Below are 23,327 nucleotides of genomic sequence, written 5' to 3'. Positions count from 1 at the left end.
CGTGCCGATCGCGATGGAAGAGAAGCTGCGCTTCGCCATCCGTGAAGGCGGCCGCACCGTCGGTGCCGGCATCGTCGTCACCATCAAGGAATAATTGGACTGAAACGGATCTGTCGCGGGCGCGGGAGCTGCCCGCGCCGCGCCAGAACAAGGAATTGACGCATGAACGGACAGAATATCCGCATCCGCCTTAAGGCGTTTGACCACCGGGTGCTCGACGCCTCGACGCGCGAAATCGTGTCGACCGCCAAGCGCACCGGCGCCAACGTCCGCGGCCCCATTCCGCTGCCGACGCGGATCGAAAAATTCACGGTCAACCGGTCGCCCCACGTCGACAAGAAGAGCCGTGAGCAGTTCGAGATGCGCACGCACAAGCGGCTGCTCGACATTGTCGATCCGACCCCGCAGACGGTCGATGCTTTGATGAAGCTCGATCTGGCGGCCGGTGTCGACGTCGAGATCAAGCTCTAAGGGAATGAGAGCGCGGTAAGGGGCGCTGCCCCTGGCCCGGAACTCTAAAGGAATTGAACCGATGCGTTCAGGTGTGATTGCAAAGAAGGTGGGAATGACCCGCATCTACAACGATGCCGGGGAACACGTTCCCGTCACCGTTCTCCAGATGGAGAACTGCCAGGTCGTGGCCCAGCGCACGCAGGAGAAGAACGGCTACACCGCCGTCCAGCTCGGCGTTGGCCTTGCCAAGGTGAAGAACACGTCGAAGGCGATGCGCGGCCATTTCGCCGCCGCCGCCGTCGAGCCGAAGGCCAAGCTCGCCGAGTTTCGCGTCTCCGCCGACAACATGATCGACGTCGGCGCGGAGCTGACCGTCGAGCATTTCGTCGCCGGCCAGAAGGTCGACGTCACCGGCACCTCGACCGRCAAGGGTTTCCAGGGCGTCATCAWGCGGCACCACATGGGCGGTGGCCGCGCCACGCACGGTAACTCGGTTTCGCACCGTACGCACGGTTCGACCGGTCAGCGCCAGGACCCCGGCAAGGTGTTCAAGGGCAAGAAGATGGCCGGCCACATGGGCGACACCCGCGTGRCCACGCAGAATGTCGAGGTCGTGTCGACCGACGCCGACCGCGGCCTGATCCTGATCCGCGGCGCGGTTCCCGGCGTCAAGGGCGCCTGGATCCTGGTTCGCGATGCTGCCAAGGCGGCGCTGCCGGCCAATGCGCCGAAGCCTGCCGCGATCCGTGCCGCTGCCGCCAAGAACGAAGCCCCGGCCACTGAGGGAGCGGAATAATGGACCTCAAGATCACAACGCTCGGCGGCAAGGACGCCGGCAAGGTGAAACTCTCCGAGGAGATTTTCGGCCTTGACCCGCGCGAGGACATCCTGCAGCGCGTCGTGCGCTGGCAGCTCGCCAAGAAGCAGCAGGGCACGCACAAGGCCAAGGGCCGCGCCGAGATCGCGCGCACCGGCGCCAAGATGTACAAGCAGAAGGGTACGGGCCGCGCCCGTCACCACTCGGCTCGCGCTCCGCAGTTCCGCGGCGGCGGCAAGGCGCACGGCCCGGTCGTGCGCAGCCACGAGCACGAGCTGCCGAAGAAGGTGCGCGCGCTTGGCCTCAAGCATGCTCTCTCGGCCAAGGCCAAGAGCGCTTCGCTCATCATCGTCGACGAGCTGAAGCTGGCCGAAGCCAAGACCAAGGCGCTGGCGGCGAACCTCGAGACGCTGGGGCTGACCAACGCCCTGGTGATCGGCGGCGCCGAGCTTGACCAGAACTTCAAGCTGGCCGCGACCAACATTCCCAACATCGACGTGCTGCCCATCCAGGGCATCAACGTCTACGACATTCTGCGCCGCGGCACGCTGGTCCTTTCGAAGGCCGCCGTCGAGGCTCTCGAGGAGCGCTTTAAATGACCGACCTCCGTCACTACGACGTGATCGTCTCGCCGGCGATCACCGAAAAGTCGACCATGGCTTCCGAGCAGAACCAGGTCGTCTTCAACGTCGCCAAGAAGGCGTCGAAGCCGGAAATCAAGGCTGCCGTGGAAGCTCTCTTCGGCGTCAAGGTGACGGCTGTGAACACGCTCGTCCGCAAGGGCAAGATCAAGCGCTTCCGCGGCACGGTTGGCCGCCAGGGCGACGTCAAGAAGGCGGTAGTGACGCTGGCCGACGGCCAGTCGATCGACGTCGCGACGGGTCTCTGAGCAAGGCCGCGAGGACAGGACAATGGCACTTAAGAAATTCAACCCGGTAACGCCGAGCACCCGCCAGCTGGTCATCGTCGACCGTTCGGGCCTCTACAAGGGCAAGCCCGTCAAGGGCTTGACCGAAGGCCTGACCAAGTCGGGCGGCCGCAACAACTACGGCCGCATCACGGCCCGCTTCATCGGCGGCGGTCACAAGCGCTCGTACCGCATCATCGACTTCAAGCGTAAGAAGTACGATGTCGTCGGCACCGTGGAACGTATCGAATACGATCCGAACCGCACCGCCTTCATCGCGCTGATCAAGTATGACGACGGCGAGCTGTCCTACATCCTGGCCCCGCAGCGCCTTGCTGCCGGCGACAAGATCGTGGCCGGCGAAGCGGTCGACGTGAAGCCGGGCAACGCGATGCCGCTCGCCTCGATGCCGGTCGGYACGATCGTCCATAACATCGAGCTGAAGCCGGGCAAGGGCGGTCAGGTCGCCCGTTCGGCTGGCGGTTACGCCCAGCTCGTCGGCCGCGACCAGGGCATGGCGATCCTGCGCCTGAACTCGGGCGAGCAGCGCGTCGTGCACGGTTCCTGCATGGCCACCGTCGGCGCCGTTTCGAATCCCGATCACGGCAACATCAACGACGGCAAGGCCGGTCGCACCGTGTGGCGCGGCAAGCGCCCGCACAATCGCGGCGTGACCATGAACCCGGTCGACCATCCGCATGGCGGCGGCGAAGGCCGCACCTCGGGTGGCCGTCATCCGGTTTCGCCYTGGGGCAAGCCGACCAAGGGCAAGAAGACGCGGTCCAACAAGGCGACCGATAAGTTCATCGTGCGCTCGCGCCATCAGCGCAAGAGCTAAGAAGAGGTAACGCCAAGTGACTCGTTCGATTTGGAAAGGCCCCTTCATCGACGGCTACCTTCTCAAGAAGGTGGACAAGGTTCGTGAAGGCGGTCGCAATGAGGTGATCAAGATGTGGAGCCGTCGCTCCACCATCCTGCCGCAGTTCGTCGGCTTCACCTTCGGTGTCTATAACGGCCAGAAGCACGTCCCGGTCTCGGTGAACGAGGACATGGTCGGYCACAAGTTCGGTGAATTCGCTCCGACCCGGACCTATTACGGTCACGGCGCGGATAAGAAGGCGAAGAGGAAATAATCATGGGCAAGGCCAAAGCTCCGCGCAGGCTTGCTGACAACGAGGCCCGTGCCGTTCTGCGCACGATCCGTATCAGCCCGCAGAAGCTCAACCTGGTTGCCGCGCTGATCCGCGGCAAGAAGGTCGCGACCGCGCTTTCCGACCTCGAATTCTCGGCCAAGCGGATTTCCGGCACGGTCAAGAAGACGCTGGAATCGGYGATCGCCAACGCGGAAAACAACCACGACCTCGACGTCGACGCTCTCATCGTGGCGGAAGCCTATGTCGGCAAGTCGATCGTCATGAAGCGCTTCCACGCTCGTGGTCGCGGTCGCGCCAGCCGTATCGAAAAGCCGTTCTCGCACCTCACGATCGTCGTTCGTGAAGTCGAGGAAACAGGGGAGGCCGCATAATGGGCCAGAAAGTCAATCCGATCGGGCTGCGTCTCGGCATCAACCGCACCTGGGATTCGCGCTGGTTCGCGAACACCGGCGAGTACGGCCAGCTGCTGCATGAGGACCTCAAGATCCGCAAGTATCTCGAGAAGGAGCTCAAGCAGGCCGCGATCTCCAAGGTCGTGATCGAGCGTCCGCACAAGAAGTGCCGCGTCACCATCCACGCCGCGCGTCCGGGCCTCATCATCGGCAAGAAGGGCGCCGACATCGAGAAGCTTCGCAAGAAGCTGACCGAGATGACGAAGTCCGAAACGCACCTCAACATCGTTGAAGTGCGCAAGCCCGAGATCGACGCCACGCTGATCGCCCAGTCGATCGCCCAGCAGCTCGAGCGCCGCATCGCGTTCCGCCGCGCCATGAAGCGCGCCGTTCAGTCGGCCATGCGCCTCGGCGCCGAAGGCATCCGCATCAACTGCTCCGGCCGTCTCGGCGGCGCCGAAATCGCGCGCATGGAGTGGTACCGCGAGGGCCGCGTGCCGCTGCATACGCTGCGCGCCGATGTCGACTACGGCACGGCCGAGGCGAACACCGCCTACGGCATCTGCGGCGTCAAGGTGTGGGTGTTCAAGGGCGAGATCCTCGAGCACGACCCGATGGCTTCGGAGCGCCGTGCCACTGAGGGTGATGCCGCGCATGGCGGTGGCGCCGGTGGTGAGCGTGAACGCGGCCGTCGTCGCGAGAACGCCTGAGACATTTGAGAATTTGGAGTTAGAACGATGCTGCAGCCAAAGCGCACAAAGTTCCGCAAGCAGTTCAAGGRCCGTATCCACGGTACCGCCAAGGGCGGCACCAATCTGGATTTCGGCGGTTTCGGGCTGAAGGCGCTTGAGCCGAACCGCGTCACCGCGCGTGAGATCGAGGCGGCCCGCCGCGCGATCACCCGCGAGATGAAGCGTGYCGGCCGCGTCTGGATCCGGGTGTTCCCGGACCTGCCGGTCACCTCGAAACCGACCGAAGTCCGCATGGGTAAGGGCAAGGGCGCCGTCGACTACTGGGCGGCGCGCGTCAAGCCCGGCCGCATCATGTTCGAGATCGATGGCGTCAGCGAGGAGACCGCGCGTGAGGCGCTGCGTCTCGGCGCCGCCAAGCTCTCGGTCAAGACGCGCTTCGTGCAGCGCATCGCAGAATAAGGGACAGGCGATCATGAAAGCCGAAGACATCCGGACCAAGACCCAGGATCAGCTGACTGACGACCTGGCCGCCCTCAAGAAGGAGCAGTTCAACCTGCGCTTCCAGAAGGCCACCGGCCAGCTCGAGAAGACCGCGCGCGTGAAGCAGGTCCGCAAGGACATCGCGCGCATCAAGACCATCGCCGCGGAAAAAGCCGCGGCCAAGAAGGCTTAAGGACGAGAACCATGCCAAAGCGCATCCTGCAGGGCACCGTCGTCAGCGACAAGAACGAGAAGACGGTCGTGGTCAAGGTCGAGCGTCGCTTCACCCATCCGGTGATGAAGAAGACCGTGCGTATGACCAAGAAGTACAAGGCGCACGACGAGAACAACGCTCACAAGGTCGGCGACCAGGTGTTCATCCAGGAATCGAAGCCGATTTCGAAGGACAAGCGCTGGGTTGTCGTCTCTTCGGATCAGGCTTGATCCGGGCGAACGAACCGAATTTTGGACAGACCGGGGAGGGGTGAAAGCACCCGTCCCGTGAAAAAAGAAGAAGGCGGCCAGTCATGATTCAGATGCAAACAAACCTCGACGTCGCGGACAATTCCGGCGCTCGTCGTGTCATGTGCATCAAGGTGCTGGGCGGCTCGAAGCGGAAGTACGCCTCCGTCGGCGACATCATCGTGGTGTCGATCAAGGAAGCCATTCCGCGCGGCCGCGTTAAGAAGGGCGATGTGATGAAGGCGGTCGTGGTTCGCACGGCCAAGGACATCCGCCGTCCGGACGGCAGCGTGATCCGTTTCGACAAGAACGCGGCCGTTCTCGTCGACAATAAGAAAGAGCCGATCGGCACCCGTATCTTCGGACCGGTTCCGCGCGAGCTGCGCGCCAAGAACCACATGAAGATCATCTCGCTCGCGCCTGAAGTGCTGTAAGGAGCCGGACCAATGCAAAAGATCAGAAAAGGCGACAAGGTCGTCGTGCTTGCCGGCAAGGACAAGGGCCGTTCGGGCGAAGTCCTGTCGGTGCAGCCGAAGGAGGACACCGCGGTCGTCCGCGGCGTGAACCTCATTCGCCGTCACCAGAAGCAGACCCAGTCCCAAGAGGGCGGGATCATCACCAAGGAAGCGCCGATCCACCTGTCGAACATCGCGCTGGCCGACCCCAAGGACGGCAAGCCGACCCGCGTCGGCTTCACCATCCAGAAGGACGGCAAGAAGGTGCGCGTCGCCAAGCGTTCGGGAGAAGTCATCAATGGCTAAGGCTGAAACCAAGCAGGCGGCTGCCAAGAACGAGCCGCGCCTCAAGAAGGTCTATCAGGAGACCATCCGCAAGGCGCTGCAGGAGCAGTTCGGCTACGAGAACGACATGCAGGTTCCGCGCATCGACAAGATCGTGCTGAACATGGGTGTCGGCGAAGCAACCGCCRATTCCAAGAAGCCCTCGGTCGCGGCCGAGGATCTCGCGCTGATCGCCGGCCAGAAGGCCGTCGTCACCCGCTCGCGCAAGTCGATCGCGGGCTTCAAGGTGCGCGAGAACATGCCGATCGGCGCCAAGGTCACGCTGCGCAAGGAACGCATGTACGAGTTCCTCGACCGCCTCGTGAACATCGCGCTGCCGCGCGTTCGCGACTTCCGCGGACTGAACCCGAAGAGCTTTGACGGCCGTGGCAACTACGCCATGGGCATCAAGGAGCACATCGTGTTCCCGGAGATCAACTACGACAAGGTCGATCAGGTCTGGGGCATGGACGTCATCGTTTGTACGACGGCGAAGACGGATGACGAGGCGAGAGCGCTGCTCAAGGCCTTCAACTTCCCCTTCCGCCAGTAACGGCAGCGAAAAAGGAAAAATCTGAAATGGCAAAGACCAGCTCAGTCGAGAAGAACAACCGGCGCCGCAAGCTTGCCGGTCAGTACGCCGCCAAGCGCGCGGCGCTCAAGGCCATCATCATGGATCAGTCCAAGCCGATGGAAGAGCGTTTCCGCGCCCAGTTGAAGCTGTCGGCGCTGCCGCGCAACTCGGCCAAGATCCGCATCCGCAACCGCTGCGAGGTCACGGGCCGTCCGCGCGCCTTTTATCGCAAGCTCAAGCTTTCGCGTATCGCGCTTCGCGATCTGGGCAACACCGGCCAGATCCCTGGCCTGGTCAAGTCGAGCTGGTAAGGAGACACTGAGATGTCATTGAGCGATCCTCTCGGCGATATGCTGACCCGCATCCGCAACGCCTATGGCCGCAAGAAGTCGAGCGTTTCGACTCCGGCCTCGCGTCTGCGCACCCGCGTTCTCGACGTRCTGAAGTCGGAAGGCTATATCCGCGACTACAGCCAGACCGACTTCGAAAACGGCAAGTCGGAAATCGAGATCGAGCTGAAATATTTCGATGGCGCCCCGGTCGTGCGCGAAATCGAGCGCGTCTCGAAGCCCGGCCGCCGCGTCTATGTCTCGGCCAAGTCGATCCCGCAGGTCGCCAACGGCCTCGGCATCGCCATCCTTTCGACGCCGAAGGGCGTCATGGCCGACCATGAAGCGCGCGAGCAGAATGTCGGCGGCGAGATCCTCTGCCAGATCTTCTGATCGGCCAAGAGATTGATGAATGGGCTTCGGTTCTCGGGATCGCGCCCGGGAACTGGAACCTGAAACGAAAGAAGTGACGAGGACAACAAAATGTCTCGTATCGGAAAGAAACCCGTTTCGCTGCCGCAGGGCGTGTCCGCGACCGTCAACGGCCAGACCGTGACGGCGAAGGGCCCGAAGGGCGAGCTGAAGTTCGTGGTGAACGACGAAGTGCTGGTGAAGATGGAGAACAACGAGATTTCCGTCCAGCCGCGCGACCAGACCAAGACCGCCCGCTCCAAGTGGGGCATGTCGCGCACGCAGATCGTCAACATCCTGCAAGGCGTGAAGGACGGCTTCGAGAAGAAGCTCGAGATCACCGGCGTCGGCTATCGCGCCGCCATGCAGGGCAAGAACCTGCAGCTCGCGCTGGGCTTCAGCCACGACGTGGTCTATGAGACGCCGCAGGGCATCACCATTTCGGTGCCRAAGCCGACCGAAATCACGGTCTCGGGCATCGACAAGCAGCAGGTCGGCCAGGTCGCCGCCGAGATCCGCGAATATCGCGGTCCGGAGCCGTACAAGGGCAAGGGCGTGCGTTATGCCGACGAGCGCATCGTGCGCAAGGAAGGCAAGAAGAAGTAATAGGCACGGCCCCGAAAAGTTTCGGACTTTTCGGATAGGGCCAAGCCGCGGAAGTGTAACGCCGCGGGGAGCGGCCGCGGGAGGCTTGGCCTACCGCACAGGGTTGCCCCCGTTTTCTGAAGGCAGGGAATTGACAGTATGAGCACGAAAGAAGCCACTCAGCGCCGCGCGCAGCGCATCCGCCGCCAGATCAAGAAGGTCGCCGGCGCGCGCCCGCGTCTGTCGGTGCATCGCACCTCGAAGAACATCTACGTCCAGGTGATCGACGACGCCAAGGGTCATACCCTGGCCGCCGCCTCGACGCTCGAGAAGGACCTCAAGGGTTCGCTCAAGACCGGCGCCGATACAGCTGCCGCCGCTGCCGTCGGCAAGCTGATCGCCGAGCGCGCCACCAAGGCGGGCGTCAAGGAAGTCGTCTTCGACCRTGGCCCGTACATCTATCATGGCCGCGTCAAGGCGCTGGCCGAGGCTGCCCGCGAAGGCGGCTTGAGCTTCTGATTTTTCGCCGCTGACGACCCAAAGCGGCGTCGGCAAACAGCAACCCGTGCTTCCGGAAAAGAACAAGGACTAGGATATGGCACAGGAACGTAGGGAAGGCGGCCGCGGCCGCGAGCGTGAACGCGAAGAGCGTGACGACGGCATGGTGGACAAGCTCGTCCACATCAACCGCGTCGCCAAGGTGGTGAAGGGCGGCCGTCGTTTCGGCTTTGCCGCTCTCGTCGTCGTCGGCGACCAGAAGGGCCGCGTCGGCTTCGGCCACGGCAAGGCGCGTGAAGTGCCGGAAGCCATCCGCAAGGCGACCRAATCGGCCAAGCGCGACATGATCTTCGTGCCGCTGCGTTCGGGCCGTACGCTGCATCACGACGTCGAGGGCCGTTGGGGCGCCGGACGCGTTCTGCTGCGCGCCGCCAAGCAGGGTACCGGCATCATCGCCGGCGGTCCGATGCGCGCCGTCTTCGAGACGCTGGGCATGCATGACGTGGTCGCCAAGTCGATGGGGTCGTCGAACCCCTACAACATGGTTCGCGCCACCTTCGACGCGCTGAAGAGCCAGATGCATCCGAAGGATGTGGCTGCGGCGCGCGGCATCAAGTACTCGACCCTTCAGGCCCGCCGCGGCACCGCCGTTGCGGCTGAAGAATAGTCGACGCTGACCAGGGATTTCGACCATGGCCAAGAAAGCTACCAAGACCATCACCGTCGAGCAGATCGGCTCCCCGATCCGCCGGCCGAAGGAGCAGCGCGCGACGCTGGTCGGCCTCGGCCTGAACAAGATGCACAAGCGGCGCACGCTGGAAGACACCCCTTCCGTGCGCGGCATGATCGCCGCCGTCCAGCATCTCGTCCGCGTCGTGGACGAGGCGTGAACGGAAGCGCAGGAGAAGAATGATGAAACTCAACGATCTGCGTGACAAGGACGGCGCCACGCATTCCAGGAAGCGCCTCGGTCGCGGCATCGGCTCCGGCTCGGGCAAGACCGCCGGGCGCGGCGTCAAGGGTCAGAAGGCCCGTTCGGGCGTTGCCATCAACGGCTTCGAGGGCGGCCAGATGCCGCTCTACCGGCGCCTGCCGAAGCGCGGCTTCAACAACCTGTTCGGCAAGAGCTTCGCGGTCGTGTCGCTCGCCAAGATCCAGGCTGCGATCGACGCCAAGAAGCTCGACGCCAAGGCGGCCGTGACGGCTGAGGCCCTGGTTGCCGCCGGTGTCATCCGCCGCGCCAAGGACGGCGTGCGCGTGCTGTCCGACGGCGAGCTCAAGGCCAAGCTCTCCTTCGACGTGGCCGGCGCCTCCAAGGCCGCGATCGAGAAGATCGAGAAGGCCGGCGGTTCGGTGAAGCTGCCGGAAGCGGCCACCGCCGAGTAACGGCGATTTGAAGCGCGGCCGATCGGGATGATTTCGCATTTTCCGTCGAACCGCGCTTTGATCTGGTGAATTGGGCGGCCGCGTCAACGCGGCCGCTTGCATGTTTACGGTCCGGAGCTTATCTCGTGAGCTTCGGTGACACGCGCCGCCTGAGCTGCGGGCATCGAGCGTGACATAGAAATCAAAGAAGTAGAGCATGATCTCGTCCGGAAACCGCTCCACACTTTTCGGCATGCTCTAGCGGAGAATCAGGCATGGCTTCGGCTGCTGAACAACTAGCCTCCAATCTGAATTTCGCGGCCTTCGCCAAGGCCGAGGATCTCAAGAAGCGCATCTGGTTCACCATCGGCGCGCTGCTCGTCTACCGCCTCGGCACCTATATCCCGCTTCCCGGCATAAATCCCGACGCTTTCGCCCAAGCCTTCTCCTCGCAGAGCAAGGGCGTGCTCGGCATGTTCAACATGTTCGCCGGCGGCGCCGTGCAGCGCATGGCGATCTTCGCGCTGGGCATCATGCCTTACATCTCCGCCTCCATCATCATGCAGCTGATGACCTCGGTCATCCCGTCGCTGGAATCGCTGAAGAAGGAAGGCGAGCAGGGCCGCAAGATCATCAACCAGTACACGCGCTACGGCACCGTGCTTCTGGCGCTGATCCAGGCCTACGGCATTTCGGTCGGCCTCGAAGGCGGCAACGGCATCGTCAACGATCCCGGCATGTTCTTCCGCATCTCGACCGTCGTCACGCTGGTCGGCGGCACCATGTTCCTGATGTGGCTCGGCGAGCAGATCACGGCGCGCGGCATCGGTAACGGAATTTCGCTGATCATCTTCTCCGGCATCGTCGCCGGCTTGCCGCGGGCGATCTCCGGCACTCTGGAGCTCGGCCGCACCGGCGCGCTGTCGACCGGTCTCATCCTCGCGATCATCGTTCTGGCCATCGTCGTCATCGCGCTGATCGTCTTCTTCGAGCGCGCGCAGCGTCGGCTGCTCATCCAGTATCCGAAGCGCCAGGTCGGCAACCGCATGTTCCAGGGCGATACCTCGCATTTGCCRCTGAAGCTCAACACCTCGGGTGTCATCCCGCCGATCTTCGCGTCCTCGCTGCTGCTTCTGCCGGCGACCGTCGCGGGCTTCTCGCAGACGACCAACTTGCCGGCCTGGGCAAGCACGATCCTGGCCTCGCTCGGYCACGGCCAGCCGCTCTACATGATCTTCTATGCGGGCATGATCGTCTTCTTCGCCTTCTTCTACACGGCGATCGTCTTCAACCCGAAGGACACGGCCGACCAGCTCAAGAAGCATTCCGGCTTCATCCCGGGCTATCGTCCGGGCGAGCGCACCGCCGAATATATCGACTATGTTCTGACGCGTATCACCGTCGTCGGCGCCATCTACCTGGTGCTGGTCTGTCTGCTGCCGGAGTTCCTGATCTCGGCGACTGGCGTACCTTTCTATCTCGGTGGCACATCGCTTCTGATCGTGGTCAGTGTCACGCTCGACACGGTGGCGCAGATTCAGGGCCACCTGATCGCGCACCAGTATGAGGGCCTGATCAAGAAGTCGAAGTTGCGCGGGGGTAAGAGGAGCAGATGAKGCTGATATTGCTTGGGCCGCCAGGAGCGGGCAAGGGGACGCAAGCACAAAGACTGGTAGAAAAACACGGCATCCCCCAGCTCTCGACGGGTGACATGCTGCGTGCCGCCGTCCAGGCCGGAACCGAGGTCGGCAAGCGTGCGAAGGCGGTGATGGATGCCGGTGAGCTGGTCTCGGATGCAATCGTCAACGCCATCGTCGCCGAACGCATCGATCAGCCGGATTGCGCCAAGGGCTTCATCCTCGACGGCTACCCGCGCACGCTGGTGCAGGCCGACGCGGTCGAGGCGATGCTTGCCGAGCGCGGCATTGCGCTCGACACCGTCATCGAGCTTGTCGTCGACGACAAGGCGCTGGTTGGCCGAATCGTAAAACGCGCAGAGGATGCCAAGGCCGCCGGCCAGCCGGTGCGCAAGGACGACAACCCTGCGGTGTTCGAGGAACGCCTGCGCGAATACTACAAAAAGACGGCGCCGCTGACCGGCTACTACTACGCCAAAGGCAAGCTCAAGACCGTCGACGGCATGGCCAGCATCGATGCCGTGACCGCCGAGATCGGCAAAGTGCTCGCGGCCGCGGCGAAGTAGGTCGCGGCGACAATTAAAGATTGCGCTTGACTGGAGTGGGCCGTTGGGGTATGGCGGCCCGTCTTCCTATCAGGCATGGACTTTGCTTGCCCTTGCGGGCAAGGCATCCGCTTTGAACCAGGAAACTCCCGCAAGGGCCGGCCTCCACCGGACGCGGGGCAACTTCGACAGCGCCGGGBATGCCCGGCCCACATGGAGAAAGAGAAGAAAATGGCTCGTATAGCCGGCGTCAACATTCCGACCAACAAGCGCGTCGTCATCGCGCTTCAGTACATTCACGGCATCGGCAAGAAGTTTGCCCAGGAGATCGTCGACAAGGTCGGCATCCCGGCGGACCGCCGCGTCAACCAACTGACCGACGCGGAAGTGCTGCAGATCCGCGAGACGATCGACCGCGACTACCAGGTCGAAGGCGACCTGCGTCGCGAAGTCTCGATGAACATCAAGCGGCTCATGGACCTCGGCTGCTACCGCGGCCTGCGTCACCGCCGCTCGCTGCCGGTCCGCGGCCAGCGCACGCACACCAATGCGCGCACCCGCAAGGGCCCGGCCAAGGCAATCGCCGGCAAGAAGAAGTAATTGAGCGAATAGCGAGTAGTCATTAGCGAGTAGGGTTCTATTCGCTACTCACTACTCCCTGCTCGCTTCCCAAGGTGGAGCCGCTGGCATTACGGCGGTGTAGAGATCAACTGAAAGGACTACCATGGCCAAGGAAGCCGCTCGTGTTCGCCGTCGCGAACGCAAGAACATCTCGTCGGGCGTTGCCCACGTCAATTCGACCTTCAACAACACCATGATCACCATCACCGACGCGCAGGGCAATTCGATTGCCTGGTCGTCGGCCGGCGCCCAGGGCTTCAAGGGTTCGCGCAAATCGACCCCGTTCGCCGCCCAGATGGCCGCAGAGGACGTCGCCAAGAAGGCGCAGGAACACGGCATGCGCATGCTCGAGGTCGAGGTCTGCGGACCCGGCTCCGGTCGTGAATCGGCCCTTCGCGCGCTGCAGGCGGCCGGCTTCACCATCACCTCGATCCGTGACGTGACGCCGATCCCGCACAATGGCTGCCGTCCGCGCAAGAAGCGCCGCGTCTGATTTTTAAGCGCCGCGCGAACGCCACGGCGTTCCTCCGCGGTTTTCCGTGTCGCCCGCCACGATTGGATGGTGGCGGGGCAAAGGAAGGAAGACATTTATGATCCAGAAGAACTGGCAGGAACTGATCAAGCCGAACAAGATCGAGTTCTCGTCGAAGAAGAAGACGCTGACCACGCTGGTGGCCGAGCCGCTCGAACGCGGCTTTGGCCTGACGCTGGGCAACGCGCTGCGGCGCGTGCTTTTGTCTTCGCTGCGCGGCGCGGCTGTGACCGCCGTGCAGATCGACGGCGTGCTGCACGAGTTCTCGTCCATCGCCGGCGTGCGCGAGGACGTGACCGACATCGTGCTCAACATCAAGGAAATCGCCATCCGCATGGAAGGTGATGGTCCCAAGCGTATGGTCGTGCGCAAGCAAGGCCCGGGCGCAGTGCTCGCAGGCGACATCCAGACCGTGGGCGACGTCGAGATCCTCAACCCCGACCACGTCATCTGCACGCTGGACGAGGGMGCCGAGATCCGCATGGAATTCACCGTCGACACCGGCAAGGGCTATGTGCCCGCCGAGCGCAACCGCGCCGAAGACGCGCCGATCGGCCTGATCCCGGTCGACAGCCTCTACTCGCCGGTCAAGAAGGTCTCCTACAAGGTCGAGAACACCCGCGAGGGCCAGGTGCTCGACTATGACAAGCTCACCATGACCATTGAGACCAACGGCTCGATCTCGGGCGAGGACGCGGTCGCGTTCGCAGCCCGCATCCTGCAGGACCAGCTCGCGCTGTTCGTCAATTTCGACGAACCGCAGAAGGAAGTCGCCGCTGAAGCCGTCACCGAGCTCGCCTTTAACCCGGCGCTGCTCAAGAAGGTCGACGAGCTCGAGCTTTCGGTGCGTTCGGCCAACTGCCTGAAGAACGACAACATCGTCTATATCGGCGACCTGATCCAGAAGACCGAAGCCGAGATGCTGCGCACCCCGAACTTCGGCCGCAAGTCGCTGAACGAGATCAAGGAAGTGCTGGCGGCCATGGGCCTCCATCTCGGCATGGAAGTGCCGGACTGGCCGCCGGAAAACATCGAAGACCTCGCCAAGCGTTACGAAGACCAATATTGAGCATGAATTCCAAGGATCGGCGGCGAGAGCCGCTCGATCCGACGGTCATGCGGAAAACCATCAGAGGCCGTGGCCTCTTGAACAACTGAAGAAGGAAAAGAGCCATGCGCCACGGTTTCAAGGGCCGTCGCTTCGCCCGCAGCATCAGCCATCGCAAGTCGATGTTCGCCAACCTCGCCGTGTCTCTGATCGAGCACGAGCAGATCGTCACCACGCTGCCGAAGGCGAAGGACCTGCGTCCGATTGTCGAGAAGCTGGTGACGCTCGGCAAGCGCGGCGACCTGCACGCCCGTCGTCAGGTCATCGCCCAGATCGGCAACGAACCGGTCGTGAAGCGCCTGTTCGACACGATTGCGCCGCGTTATGCGCAGCGCAATGGCGGCTATCTGCGCATCATGAAGGCGGGCTTCCGCAAGGGCGACAACGCCGCCATGGCGGTCATCGAGTTCGTCGATCGCGACACGTCGGCCAAGGGCGCCGCCGACCGCGCCCGTCTCGAGGCTGAAGGCGCCAATGAGGAAGCCGCGGCCGCCTGAGGCCAAGCTTTTTCGTCAATGACTTCAAGGGGCCTACGGGCCCCTTTTTGCATTTGGAAGAGATTTGGGCAGAGCGAGCGGAATTTCACGTCTGGGCTCACGCTTTTGCGCGACAAGTGTCGCATTTGTGTGCATTAGCCTTTCATTCTGCACAATCGTCGGGACAATGGCGCCCGATCTGGAGGATTCGGAATGCACCTCAAACGACTGTTTCTTGTTGCCGCGCTGGCCRTTTTCGCCGCGRCACCGRCCGCAAGACAGGCTTTTGCCGAGAATGCCGCCAAGCCGGCCGATCCGGGCCTCTCCGATGTGCTGACCGATCTGCTGCATGGCGTCGAGGGCGAGAACGGCACGTCCGGGCCCGACAAACGCGTGCCGTTCGGCCGCGAGGAGGTGCAGCTCTCCTTCGCGCCGCTGGTCAAGCAAACGGCCCCGGCCGTCGTCAATGTTTATGCCTCGCAGACCGCCAAGGTGACCTCGCCCTTCGAGGGCGATCCCTTCTTCGAGGAGTTCTTCGGCCGCGCCCAGCCGCGCGCGCAGTCCTCGCTGGGCTCCGGCGTGCTGGTCGATCCGAGCGGCGTCATCGTTACCAACTTCCACGTCATCAAGGACGCCGACGAGGTGAAGGTGGCGACCGCGGACGGACGCGAATTCACCTCCAAGGTCATGCTCAAGGACGAGACGCTCGATCTCGCCGTGCTCAAAATCTCGGCCGACAAGCCGTTCCCGGTGATTGCCATCGGCGATTCCGACGCGCTCGAGGTCGGCGACCTGGTGCTCGCCATCGGCAACCCGTTCGGGGTCGGCCAGACCACCACCAGCGGCATCGTCTCGGCGCTCGCCCGCAGCCACATCGGCGTCTCGGATTCTGGCTATTTCATCCAGACCGATGCGGCCATCAATCCCGGCAATTCGGGCGGCGCGCTGATCAACATGGGCGGCCAATTGGTTGGCATCAACACGGCGATCTACAGCCGCAGCGGCGGCTCGATCGGCATCGGCTTCGCCATTCCCTCCAACATGGTGCGCGCCTTCGCCGACGCCGCCAAGGCCGGCCTCGACTTCTTCGAGCGTCCCTATATCGGCGCCGAGTTCGAAATGGTGACCCCGCAGATCGCCGAATCGCTCGGCATGGAGAAGCCGACCGGCGCGCTGGTGTCGTCGGTTGACGCGGCCGGGCCCGCCGRCAAGGCCGGCCTCAAGCCGGGCGACGTCATCCTGTCGCTCAACAACACGCCGGTCGAAGGCGTCGAGGCGCTCGACTACCGCATGGCGACGCTGTCGATCGGCACCAAGGCGACGTTCGCCGTGCTGAGCAAGGGGCAGCAGGCGACGCTGGAAATCCCGCTGGAGCGTGCGCCCGAAGGCGCCAAGCCCAGCGAGGTCACCCTGCGTGGCCGCAGTCCCTTTTCCGGCGCCAAGGTTGCGGAACTTTCGCCCAGGCTTGCCCAGCGGCTTGGCCTTCGCACCGACCTCAAGGGCGTCACCGTCATTGATATCAGCCGCGATTCGCCGGCCGCCGATTTCGGCTTCCAGCCTGGCGATATCGTGCGCGAGGTGAACGGCACCACCATCGACACCGCGGCGACGCTGGCGCAGGTTGCTCAGCAGGACACGCGCTGGTGGCGCTTTACCGTCGAACGCGGCGGGCAGATACTGCGGCAGGTGTTGCGTTATTGAGGCGGTCTGCCCATCTCTGAAGATCGCATCTCAACCAAAAGGCTTGCATGGCCGATCTGTTCAGTTCCGATGAGCCGGAAAAGGCGCCGCCCGGGCGGCCGCTGGCCGACCGGCTGCGCCCGAAAAATCTTGGTGAGGTTGTCGGCCAGGAGCATCTGACCGGCCCTGACGGCGCGCTGACCAGGCTGATCGATTCCGGCTCGCTCGGCTCGATGATCTTCTGGGGTCCGCCCGGTACCGGCAAGACGACGGTGGCGCGGCTGCTCGCCGGCGAGACCAACCTTGCCTTCGAGCAGATATCCGCCGTGTTTTCCGGCGTCGCGGATCTCAAGAAAGTGTTCGAGGCGGCGAAGCTCAGGCGCGCCAACGGCCGCCAGACGCTGCTCTTCGTCGACGAGATCCATCGCTTCAACCGCGCCCAGCAGGACGGGTTTTTGCCGGTGATGGAAGACGGCACCGTGGTGCTGGTCGGCGCCACCACGGAGAACCCGTCCTTCGAGCTGAACGCGGCGCTCCTGTCGCGAGCGCGCGTGCTGGTGTYCCGTTCGCTGGGCGAGGAAAGCATCGCCAAGCTTCTGGCGCGGGCGGAAGAAACCGAGGGCAGGGCGCTGCCGCTCGATGACGAGGCGCGCGCGATGCTGATCCGCATGGCCGACGGCGACGGCCGCGCCTCGCTGACGCTGGCCGAGGAAGTCTGGCGCGCCGCCAAGAAAGGCGAGGTGTTTGGCCCGGAGGGTCTGCAGCGCGTCATCCAGCGCCGCGCGCCGATCTACGACAAGGGCCAGGATGGCCACTACAACCTGATCTCGGCGCTGCACAAATCGGTGCGCGGCTCCGATCCGGATGCCGCCCTTTATTACCTCGCCCGCATGTTCGATGCCGGCGAGGATCCGCTTTATCTCGGCCGCCGGCTCGTGCGCATGGCGGTGGAGGATATCGGGCTCGCCGATCCGCAGGCGCTTGTCGTCGCCAACGCGGCCAAGGATGCCTATGACTATCTTGGCTCGCCCGAGGGCGAGCTTGCCTTCGCTCAGGCCGCCGTTTATCTCGCCACCGCGCCGAAATCGAACGCCGTCTACACAGCCTTCAAGGCCGCGACCGCGGCGGCCAAGGAGTTCGGCTCGCTGCTGCCGCCGAAACACATTCTCAACGCGCCGACCAAGCTGATGAAGCAGGAGGATTACGGCGCCGGCTATCGCTACGACCATGACGAGCCGGACGCGTTTTCCGGCCAGGACTATTTTCCGGAGAAGATGGGCCGGCACACCTTCTACGATCCGCCGGAACGCGGGTTCGAGCRCGATATCCGCAAGCGGCTGGAGTACTGGGCGAAGCTGCGCAGCGAGCGGAACAGCTGAGTCGCGCGGCCCGACGGGACATGGCGCTGAAGTGGAGTAGACCGCTCCAAATATTTGCACCGGCAGACCGCTTGGACCCGTGCGTCGGCATTGTGCCGGGAAACAAAAAATCCTATCAAGACGCACGGCTGGCGGGGGTCGCCGTGATTTTGTCCCATGGAACAGGATCGCGCTCCCGCGCGAATGACAATGAAAAAGCAAACCGTCAAGTCGCTCCGCAAGGCCGCCATCGCGGTCGTGGTTCTTGCGCTCGCCTTCTACTTTATCCCGATCATCACGGCGATCTGGGTCGTCTGCGGCCTGATCGACGTCATGCGCAACGACCGGAAGAACCGGAACCTGTTCGAGCGCTACTTCCTCGGCAACGGCCTGTTCACCTGGCTGCTGTCGCCGTTCAACCTGATCGTCGACCTACTCTGCTACCGCAACCCCGGTGTCTGGAAGCCCGAGCAGTTCCCTGAGGACTATCAGCGCGAGATCAACGAGGTCCTGGGCGTCTTCAAAGCCCGCAAGGACGAGATCATCGCCGACATCGACGCTAATTTCGGCGCCGGCCGGCGCGGTATGTATGTCTACCAGTGGTACGGCAAGCACAAGATCGACAACGTTCCCGAATTCAATAAGGATTACAAATACATCAAGACGATCGCGGTATCCGTTTTCAGCAAGCGTGAATCCACGTCCTGGCATTTCGGTCCGCTGCGGCTCAGCCTGCGCATCCTCTACAATCTGATCCCGGTGCAGGCGGAGATCTTCGTCCAGTGCGGCAGCAAGAAGAACTATTGGTACGACAATCCTTTGTTCATCTTCGACGACACGCTGTTCCACCGCTCGGTCAACGAATATGACGGTCRGCGCTACTGCGTCTTCGTCGACATCATCCGGCCATCCCCGTTCCCGAGGCTGATCGCGGGCCTTCTCGCCATCGTCTCGGTCAGCGTGGAGCGCATCAATTCCGTCTTCTACAAGAACTGGAAGATGATCGGCTCGTCCAAGCCGAAGGCCGCCGCCAATTGATCCCTGCAAGCTCCGGGGTTCGGCCCCTAGTGGCCGGGTCCCGTTTAAACCAACGTCCTATGGCGCCGATACACTGCGACCTTTAGAACTCCGGAGCAGTTCCAGGCGATGCGTAGCGATTTCCGCGTGGAATTGCTTGGAATCAAATGTCTGCGCGGTCGGCAATTGTATCAAAGGCCGAACCGCTTTGGATTGTCGGCTATGTTCCTGCGAGCATGGCGACGGAGCGGAAGGAGGTTCCGCTCACCGGGAGGATAGGGTTGATCGGACGGCAAACCGCCGTGCATGCGGATCTGGTCCAGGCTTCGATCGCGAAAAGCGACGCGGCCCATTCGGCGTTGGTGGCCTCATGGCGGCGCTCGCTGCAACTGCACCATCTCGATCCGGCCGAGCGCAAGGCGCCCAGGCGGCTGACCGAAGGCGAATTGAGAGGGGCCCGCCAGCGCATGGAGCGGATGATCCGCGCCGCCGAGGCAAGCCTCAACCGGCTCTACCAGGCGGTCGGCGGAGTTGGTTGCTGCGTGATGCTGGCCGACCGCGACGGCATCCCCGTCGAGCGCCGGGGCGCGGTCGCCGACGACGAAACCTTCGACGAATGGGGCCTGTGGACCGGCACGGTCTGGAGTGAGGACAGCGAAGGCACCAACGGCATCGGCACCTGCCTTGCCGAGCAGCGGGCGCTGACCATCCATCGCGACCAGCATTTCTTTTCGCGCAACACGCTGCTGAGCTRCACCACGGCGCCGGTCTATGACCATGAAGGCAATCTGGCGGCCGCGCTCGACGTATCGTCCTGCCGTTCGGACCTGACGGAGGGATTCGTCCAGCTCATCTCCGTCGCGGTTGGCGATGCCGCKCGCCGCATCGAGGCGGAGAATTTCCGAATGGTGTATTCCAACGCCCGCATCCTTTTGGCGCCGGTCGCCGAGCGCGGGGCCGGCGCGCTGATCGCGGTCGACCAGGATGACCTGGTGATCGGCGCGACCCGGTCGGCGCGGCTTGCACTGGGAATAACAGGCGAAGCCCTGGCCCGGGGTTTGCTGGCTGCCGACGTTCTCGGCGACCAGGCAAAGGCGAAGGAAGACCTCGACGACGCCGAGCGCGGCGCGTTGCAGCGGGCGATGGCGCGAGCCGGCGGCAATGTCTCGGCGGCAGCCMAAAATCTCGGCATTTCGCGCGCGACGCTGCATCGCAAGCTCGCCCGTTTCGAAATCCGCCGCCCGCATTGATTTCCTGATCTGACCTGTCGCAGTTCTGCGACACTCGGCGGCCGCGATCGCCGGGCCCCCGGCTGACAAGGCGGCAACCATCCGCAAAATCCTCCGCCAACGCGCCGCATCCCGCGGCGCGCCTTTACGGGAGGAAGACATGAACAAGGTGGAATTCTCGCGCGCAGCCAAGGTTCCGTTCGCCAAGCGTTACGACAACTTCATCGGCGGCAAGTGGGCAGCRCCGCATTCCGGCAAATATTTCGAGAACATCTCGCCGGTCACCGGACGGCCCCTGTGCGAGATCGCCCGCTCGGATGCGGCCGACATCGAGGCAGCGCTCGATGCCGCACACAAAGCCAAGGACGCCTGGGGCAGAACCAGCCCCGCGGAACGCGCTCTGATCCTCCATCGCATCGCCGACCGCATGGAAGACAATCTCGACCTTTTGGCGCTCGCCGAGACCTGGGACAACGGCAAGCCGATCCGCGAGACGACGGCCGCCGACCTTCCCCTGGCCGTCGACCATTTCCGCTATTTCRCCGGCGTGCTGCGCAGCCAGGAAGGCTCGATCTCCGAGATCGATCACGACACCGTCGCCTACCACTTCCACGAACCGCTCGGCGTCGTCGGCCAGATCATCCCGTGGAATTTCCCACTGCTGATGRCGGTGTGGAAGTTGGCGCCGGCGCTTGCCGCCGGCAATTGCGTGGTGCTCAAGCCCGCCGAGCAGACACCCGCCTCTATTATGCTGTGGGCCGACCTCATCGGCGACCTTCTGCCCGAAGGCGTGCTCAACATCGTCAACGGTTTCGGCCTCGAGGCCGGCAAGCCGCTGGCATCGTCGAACCGCATCGCCAAGATAGCCTTCACCGGCGAGACCACGACCGGCCGCCTGATCTCGCAATATGCCAGCCAGAACCTCATCCCGGTGACGCTCGAGCTCGGCGGCAAGTCGCCCAACATCTTCTTCCAGGATGTGACGGCCGAAGACGACGACTTCTTCGACAAGGCGATCGAGGGCTTCGTCATGTTCGCGCTCAACCAGGGCGAGGTCTGCACGTGTCCCAGCCGTGCGCTGGTGCATGAGAAGATCTATGACAAATTCATGGAGCGCGCGCTGAAGCGCGTCGAGGCGATCGTCCAGGGCGACCCGCTTGATCCGGCCACCATGATCGGCGCCCAGGCATCGAGCGAGCAGTTGGAGAAGATCCTGTCCTACTTCGACATCGGCCGCCAGGAAGGCGCCGAGGTGCTGACCGGCGGTGAGCAGAACCATCTGCCGGGCGACCTAGCCGGCGGCTATTACGTCAAGCCGACCGTGTTCAAGGGCAACAACAAGATGCGCATCTTCCAGGAGGAGATCTTTGGCCCTGTCGTGTCCGTGACGACCTTCAAGGAGGATGACGAGGCGCTGTCGATCGCCAACGACACGCTCTATGKCCTCGGCGCCGGCATCTGGAGCCGCGACGCCAATCGCTGCTACCGCTTCGGCCGCGCCATCCAGGCCGGACGCGTGTGGACGAACTGCTACCACGCCTATCCGGCGCATGCCGCCTTCGGCGGCTACAAGCAGTCCGGCATCGGCCGCGAGACRCACAAGATGATGCTCGACCACTATCAGCAGACCAAGAACATGCTGGTCAGCTACAGCCCCAAGAAGCTCGGCTTCTTCTGATCCTCCCAGGGCGAAGAGGAGGGCGCGGTTCATCCGCGTCCTCCCGTCAGTTGGAGGAGGTTTTGATGGATAGTGCTTCATTGGGCAAAGTGACGGCCACGCCGGCGGCCGAGGCGCTGCTTGCCGAGATCATCGCCGATCACGGCCCGGTTCTGTTCCACCAGTCCGGCGGCTGCTGCGACGGCTCGTCGCCGATGTGCTATCCGCGCGGCGAGTTCATGATCGGCGACAATGACGTGAAGCTCGGCGAGATCGGCGATACGCCGGTCTATATCAGCGCCTCGCAATATGAGGCCTGGAAGCACACCGACCTTATCATCGACGTGGTGAAGGRCAGGGGCGGCATGTTCTCGCTCGACAATGGCCGCGAGAGGCGATTCCTGACGCGCTCGACGGTTTGCGTGCTATCGCCGCCGTCTTCCGGCAACTGAGCGACCAGGCTGGACGGCATACAGCGCGACGATTGGGGTAATCGTCCGGCTTTGTTGGGTCTTTGGCTCGCAACATCCTCGCCTTAGTGCTATGGCGCCGCTTTCAAACGGAAAAGCGTATCCATGGCAGGTGTCGAACAGATCACGGTTGAGGCCGGCGAGGCGGGCATGAGGCTCGACCGCTGGTTCAAGGTCCATTATCCGGGCCTCGGCTTCGGCCACCTGCAAAAGCTCTTGCGCTCGGGCCAGATCCGCGTCGACGGCGGCCGGGTCAAGGCCGACACCCGCGTCGAGCCCGGCCAATCCGTACGTGTCCCGCCGCTCGACGTCGACAAGAAGGGCGACGTTCCGCTCACTGGTCACTCGATCCGCAACCAGGGCGATGCCGAAGTGCTCGCCAAGATGCTCTTGCACGAGGACCCGAAAGTCTTCGTCTTCAACAAGCCGGCGGGGCTGGCTGTGCAGGGCGGCTCCGGCGTCACTCGCAATGTCGACGACATGCTGGAGGCCTGGCGCAACCAGAAGGGCGAGAAGCCGCGCCTCGTCCATCGCCTCGACCGCGACACGTCCGGCGTGCTGGTCGTCGCTCGCACCCGTCTTGCCGCGATGAAGCTGTCGGAAGCGTTCCGGGCGCGCGAAACCAAGAAGACCTACTGGGCGCTGGTCAAGGGCGTGCCGGCAAAGCGAGAGGACAAGATCTCGACCTGGCTGGTCAAGGAGGCGACGCCGGATGGCGACCGCGTGCGCATCGCCAAGCATGGCGAGAAGGGCGCCGATCACGCCGTCTCCTATTACCGCGTCGTCGAGCAGGCGGCACAGTCGCTGTCATGGCTGGAAATGGAGCCTTACACCGGCCGCACCCATCAGCTTCGCGTCCACGCCGCCCATATCGGCTGCCCGATCATCGGCGATCCCAAATATTTCGAGGCCGACACCAACTGGGAATTTCCGGGCGGCATCCAGAACCGTCTGCATCTCCATGCCCGCCGGATTGTCATACCGCATCCCGACCAGGGCGTGATCGACGTGACCGCGCCAATGYCGCCGCATATGCGCCAGAGCTGGAACCTTCTCGGCTTTGACKAACAGAGCGCGGAGGACTGAGATTTGACTGCTG

Annotated in this window: 34 protein-coding genes and 1 pseudogene; all 35 read left to right on the top strand. The window is 63.5% G+C overall.

What is annotated here, in order from left to right; translation table 11 throughout:
• A pseudogene (locus tag LCM4576_RS34400) lies at nucleotides 1–94 on the top strand (elongation factor Tu); the annotation flags it as partial.
• Nucleotides 95–162: 68 nt separating this feature from the next.
• Nucleotides 163–471: a 30S ribosomal protein S10 gene (rpsJ, locus tag LCM4576_RS01955; RefSeq protein ID WP_006205468.1), complete on the top strand. Its 309-nt coding sequence runs from the start codon at nucleotides 163–165 to the stop codon at nucleotides 469–471.
• A 61-nt stretch (nucleotides 472–532) separates the two neighbouring features.
• Nucleotides 533–1,249 (top strand): 50S ribosomal protein L3, encoded by a 717-nt coding sequence (gene rplC, locus LCM4576_RS01950; protein WP_071030095.1) that lies wholly within the window; start codon nucleotides 533–535, stop codon nucleotides 1,247–1,249.
• The gene (gene rplD / locus LCM4576_RS01945) at nucleotides 1,249–1,869 is read left to right on the top strand and encodes a 50S ribosomal protein L4 (RefSeq protein ID WP_040983035.1); all 621 of its coding nucleotides are present in this window, start codon (nucleotides 1,249–1,251) and stop codon (nucleotides 1,867–1,869) included. Before rplC ends, rplD begins: the two co-directional genes overlap by 1 nt.
• Nucleotides 1,866–2,159 (top strand): 50S ribosomal protein L23, encoded by a 294-nt coding sequence (locus LCM4576_RS01940; protein ID WP_040983033.1) that lies wholly within the window; start codon nucleotides 1,866–1,868, stop codon nucleotides 2,157–2,159. The genes rplD and LCM4576_RS01940 overlap by 4 nt, the downstream gene beginning before the upstream one ends.
• 22 nt (nucleotides 2,160–2,181) lie before the next feature.
• The gene (gene rplB / locus LCM4576_RS01935; RefSeq protein ID WP_040983032.1) at nucleotides 2,182–3,015 is read left to right on the top strand and encodes a 50S ribosomal protein L2; all 834 of its coding nucleotides are present in this window, start codon (nucleotides 2,182–2,184) and stop codon (nucleotides 3,013–3,015) included.
• Nucleotides 3,016–3,031: 16 nt separating this feature from the next.
• Nucleotides 3,032–3,310, top strand: a complete 279-nt coding sequence (gene rpsS, locus LCM4576_RS01930) for a 30S ribosomal protein S19 (RefSeq protein ID WP_006205463.1) — start codon at nucleotides 3,032–3,034, stop codon at nucleotides 3,308–3,310.
• Nucleotides 3,311–3,312: 2 nt separating this feature from the next.
• Nucleotides 3,313–3,702 (top strand): 50S ribosomal protein L22, encoded by a 390-nt coding sequence (rplV, locus tag LCM4576_RS01925; protein ID WP_071030094.1) that lies wholly within the window; start codon nucleotides 3,313–3,315, stop codon nucleotides 3,700–3,702.
• The gene (gene rpsC, locus LCM4576_RS01920) at nucleotides 3,702–4,433 is read left to right on the top strand and encodes a 30S ribosomal protein S3 (RefSeq protein WP_040983028.1); all 732 of its coding nucleotides are present in this window, start codon (nucleotides 3,702–3,704) and stop codon (nucleotides 4,431–4,433) included. The genes rplV and rpsC overlap by 1 nt, the downstream gene beginning before the upstream one ends.
• A gap of 27 nt (nucleotides 4,434–4,460) precedes the next feature.
• A complete protein-coding gene (rplP, locus tag LCM4576_RS01915; RefSeq protein ID WP_071030092.1) occupies nucleotides 4,461–4,874 on the top strand; it encodes a 50S ribosomal protein L16 in 414 nt (137 codons plus the stop codon).
• Nucleotides 4,875–4,887: 13 nt separating this feature from the next.
• Nucleotides 4,888–5,088, top strand: a complete 201-nt coding sequence (rpmC, locus tag LCM4576_RS01910; protein WP_040983026.1) for a 50S ribosomal protein L29 — start codon at nucleotides 4,888–4,890, stop codon at nucleotides 5,086–5,088.
• 11 nt (nucleotides 5,089–5,099) lie between these two features.
• Nucleotides 5,100–5,339 carry a 30S ribosomal protein S17 gene (rpsQ, locus tag LCM4576_RS01905; protein WP_023675136.1) on the top strand — a complete coding sequence of 80 codons (240 nt, stop codon included), beginning with the start codon at nucleotides 5,100–5,102 and terminating at the stop codon, nucleotides 5,337–5,339.
• 83 nt (nucleotides 5,340–5,422) lie between these two features.
• Entirely contained in the window at nucleotides 5,423–5,791 is a 369-nt protein-coding gene (gene rplN / locus LCM4576_RS01900) for a 50S ribosomal protein L14 (protein WP_006205457.1), read from the top strand.
• A gap of 12 nt (nucleotides 5,792–5,803) precedes the next feature.
• Complete coding sequence (gene rplX / locus LCM4576_RS01895; protein ID WP_040983021.1) at nucleotides 5,804–6,118, top strand: 50S ribosomal protein L24; 315 nt, start codon at nucleotides 5,804–5,806, stop codon at nucleotides 6,116–6,118.
• Nucleotides 6,111–6,689 (top strand): 50S ribosomal protein L5, encoded by a 579-nt coding sequence (gene rplE, locus LCM4576_RS01890; protein ID WP_071030090.1) that lies wholly within the window; start codon nucleotides 6,111–6,113, stop codon nucleotides 6,687–6,689. The genes rplX and rplE overlap by 8 nt, the downstream gene beginning before the upstream one ends.
• Before the next feature lie 26 nt (nucleotides 6,690–6,715).
• The gene (gene rpsN, locus LCM4576_RS01885; RefSeq protein ID WP_040983019.1) at nucleotides 6,716–7,021 is read left to right on the top strand and encodes a 30S ribosomal protein S14; all 306 of its coding nucleotides are present in this window, start codon (nucleotides 6,716–6,718) and stop codon (nucleotides 7,019–7,021) included.
• A gap of 12 nt (nucleotides 7,022–7,033) precedes the next feature.
• Entirely contained in the window at nucleotides 7,034–7,432 is a 399-nt protein-coding gene (rpsH, locus tag LCM4576_RS01880) for a 30S ribosomal protein S8 (RefSeq protein WP_040983017.1), read from the top strand.
• Between the two features lie 90 nt (nucleotides 7,433–7,522).
• Complete coding sequence (gene rplF / locus LCM4576_RS01875) at nucleotides 7,523–8,056, top strand: 50S ribosomal protein L6 (protein WP_040983015.1); 534 nt, start codon at nucleotides 7,523–7,525, stop codon at nucleotides 8,054–8,056.
• Between the two features lie 138 nt (nucleotides 8,057–8,194).
• Entirely contained in the window at nucleotides 8,195–8,554 is a 360-nt protein-coding gene (gene rplR / locus LCM4576_RS01870; protein WP_071030088.1) for a 50S ribosomal protein L18, read from the top strand.
• Nucleotides 8,555–8,630: 76 nt separating this feature from the next.
• A complete protein-coding gene (gene rpsE / locus LCM4576_RS01865) occupies nucleotides 8,631–9,200 on the top strand; it encodes a 30S ribosomal protein S5 (protein ID WP_071030086.1) in 570 nt (189 codons plus the stop codon).
• Between the two features lie 25 nt (nucleotides 9,201–9,225).
• On the top strand, nucleotides 9,226–9,423 hold the full coding sequence (gene rpmD / locus LCM4576_RS01860) for a 50S ribosomal protein L30 (protein WP_027170355.1): 198 nt from the start codon (nucleotides 9,226–9,228) through the stop codon (nucleotides 9,421–9,423).
• A gap of 22 nt (nucleotides 9,424–9,445) precedes the next feature.
• Nucleotides 9,446–9,919, top strand: a complete 474-nt coding sequence (gene rplO / locus LCM4576_RS01855) for a 50S ribosomal protein L15 (RefSeq protein WP_040983008.1) — start codon at nucleotides 9,446–9,448, stop codon at nucleotides 9,917–9,919.
• A 254-nt stretch (nucleotides 9,920–10,173) separates the two neighbouring features.
• Nucleotides 10,174–11,514: a preprotein translocase subunit SecY gene (secY, locus tag LCM4576_RS01850; RefSeq protein ID WP_040983006.1), complete on the top strand. Its 1,341-nt coding sequence runs from the start codon at nucleotides 10,174–10,176 to the stop codon at nucleotides 11,512–11,514.
• A complete protein-coding gene (locus LCM4576_RS01845) occupies nucleotides 11,511–12,101 on the top strand; it encodes an adenylate kinase (protein WP_071030084.1) in 591 nt (196 codons plus the stop codon). Before secY ends, LCM4576_RS01845 begins: the two co-directional genes overlap by 4 nt.
• Nucleotides 12,102–12,311: 210 nt before the next feature.
• Nucleotides 12,312–12,680, top strand: coding sequence for a 30S ribosomal protein S13 (gene rpsM, locus LCM4576_RS01840; RefSeq protein WP_027170351.1), 369 nt, complete (start codon nucleotides 12,312–12,314; stop codon nucleotides 12,678–12,680).
• Nucleotides 12,681–12,804: 124 nt separating this feature from the next.
• Nucleotides 12,805–13,194, top strand: coding sequence for a 30S ribosomal protein S11 (rpsK, locus tag LCM4576_RS01835; protein WP_006205444.1), 390 nt, complete (start codon nucleotides 12,805–12,807; stop codon nucleotides 13,192–13,194).
• 97 nt (nucleotides 13,195–13,291) lie between these two features.
• Nucleotides 13,292–14,302 (top strand): DNA-directed RNA polymerase subunit alpha, encoded by a 1,011-nt coding sequence (locus LCM4576_RS01830; protein ID WP_040983001.1) that lies wholly within the window; start codon nucleotides 13,292–13,294, stop codon nucleotides 14,300–14,302.
• Nucleotides 14,303–14,406: 104 nt separating this feature from the next.
• Entirely contained in the window at nucleotides 14,407–14,838 is a 432-nt protein-coding gene (rplQ, locus tag LCM4576_RS01825) for a 50S ribosomal protein L17 (protein WP_040982999.1), read from the top strand.
• Between the two features lie 192 nt (nucleotides 14,839–15,030).
• A complete protein-coding gene (locus LCM4576_RS01820) occupies nucleotides 15,031–16,518 on the top strand; it encodes a DegQ family serine endoprotease (protein ID WP_071030082.1) in 1,488 nt (495 codons plus the stop codon).
• Between the two features lie 47 nt (nucleotides 16,519–16,565).
• Nucleotides 16,566–17,876: a replication-associated recombination protein A gene (locus LCM4576_RS01815; RefSeq protein ID WP_071030080.1), complete on the top strand. Its 1,311-nt coding sequence runs from the start codon at nucleotides 16,566–16,568 to the stop codon at nucleotides 17,874–17,876.
• A 189-nt stretch (nucleotides 17,877–18,065) separates the two neighbouring features.
• Complete coding sequence (locus tag LCM4576_RS01810) at nucleotides 18,066–18,893, top strand: aspartyl/asparaginyl beta-hydroxylase domain-containing protein (protein ID WP_071030146.1); 828 nt, start codon at nucleotides 18,066–18,068, stop codon at nucleotides 18,891–18,893.
• Nucleotides 18,894–19,153: 260 nt separating this feature from the next.
• Nucleotides 19,154–20,122 carry a helix-turn-helix domain-containing protein gene (locus tag LCM4576_RS01805; protein WP_071030143.1) on the top strand — a complete coding sequence of 323 codons (969 nt, stop codon included), beginning with the start codon at nucleotides 19,154–19,156 and terminating at the stop codon, nucleotides 20,120–20,122.
• 139 nt (nucleotides 20,123–20,261) lie between these two features.
• Complete coding sequence (adh, locus tag LCM4576_RS01800; protein WP_071030078.1) at nucleotides 20,262–21,779, top strand: aldehyde dehydrogenase; 1,518 nt, start codon at nucleotides 20,262–20,264, stop codon at nucleotides 21,777–21,779.
• 65 nt (nucleotides 21,780–21,844) lie between these two features.
• Complete coding sequence (locus LCM4576_RS01795) at nucleotides 21,845–22,210, top strand: DUF779 domain-containing protein (RefSeq protein WP_071030076.1); 366 nt, start codon at nucleotides 21,845–21,847, stop codon at nucleotides 22,208–22,210.
• Nucleotides 22,211–22,333: 123 nt separating this feature from the next.
• Entirely contained in the window at nucleotides 22,334–23,314 is a 981-nt protein-coding gene (locus LCM4576_RS01790) for an RluA family pseudouridine synthase (protein ID WP_071030074.1), read from the top strand.
• Nucleotides 23,315–23,327 lie beyond the last annotated feature (13 nt).

The organism is Mesorhizobium sp. LCM 4576 (assembly GCF_001854815.1).
Taxonomy (GTDB): domain Bacteria; phylum Pseudomonadota; class Alphaproteobacteria; order Rhizobiales; family Rhizobiaceae; genus Mesorhizobium; species Mesorhizobium plurifarium.
The sequence above is the reverse complement of the archived record's forward strand: the minus strand, read 5'-3'. Positions and strand labels throughout refer to the sequence as shown.

What these genes read in the sequence shown, in the direction of transcription:
- rpsJ (WP_006205468.1), top strand. Translation starts at nt 163, where the DNA reads ATGAACGGACAGAATATCCGCATCCGCCTTAAGGCGTTTGACCACCGG.
- rplD (WP_040983035.1), top strand. Translation starts at nt 1,249, where the DNA reads ATGGACCTCAAGATCACAACGCTCGGCGGCAAGGACGCCGGCAAGGTG.
- LCM4576_RS01940 (WP_040983033.1), top strand. Translation starts at nt 1,866, where the DNA reads ATGACCGACCTCCGTCACTACGACGTGATCGTCTCGCCGGCGATCACC.
- rpsC (WP_040983028.1), top strand. Translation starts at nt 3,702, where the DNA reads ATGGGCCAGAAAGTCAATCCGATCGGGCTGCGTCTCGGCATCAACCGC.
- rpmC (WP_040983026.1), top strand. Translation starts at nt 4,888, where the DNA reads ATGAAAGCCGAAGACATCCGGACCAAGACCCAGGATCAGCTGACTGAC.
- rpsQ (WP_023675136.1), top strand. Translation starts at nt 5,100, where the DNA reads ATGCCAAAGCGCATCCTGCAGGGCACCGTCGTCAGCGACAAGAACGAG.
- rplN (WP_006205457.1), top strand. Translation starts at nt 5,423, where the DNA reads ATGATTCAGATGCAAACAAACCTCGACGTCGCGGACAATTCCGGCGCT.
- rplX (WP_040983021.1), top strand. Translation starts at nt 5,804, where the DNA reads ATGCAAAAGATCAGAAAAGGCGACAAGGTCGTCGTGCTTGCCGGCAAG.
- rpsN (WP_040983019.1), top strand. Translation starts at nt 6,716, where the DNA reads ATGGCAAAGACCAGCTCAGTCGAGAAGAACAACCGGCGCCGCAAGCTT.
- rpmD (WP_027170355.1), top strand. Translation starts at nt 9,226, where the DNA reads ATGGCCAAGAAAGCTACCAAGACCATCACCGTCGAGCAGATCGGCTCC.
- rplO (WP_040983008.1), top strand. Translation starts at nt 9,446, where the DNA reads ATGAAACTCAACGATCTGCGTGACAAGGACGGCGCCACGCATTCCAGG.
- rpsM (WP_027170351.1), top strand. Translation starts at nt 12,312, where the DNA reads ATGGCTCGTATAGCCGGCGTCAACATTCCGACCAACAAGCGCGTCGTC.
- rpsK (WP_006205444.1), top strand. Translation starts at nt 12,805, where the DNA reads ATGGCCAAGGAAGCCGCTCGTGTTCGCCGTCGCGAACGCAAGAACATC.
- rplQ (WP_040982999.1), top strand. Translation starts at nt 14,407, where the DNA reads ATGCGCCACGGTTTCAAGGGCCGTCGCTTCGCCCGCAGCATCAGCCAT.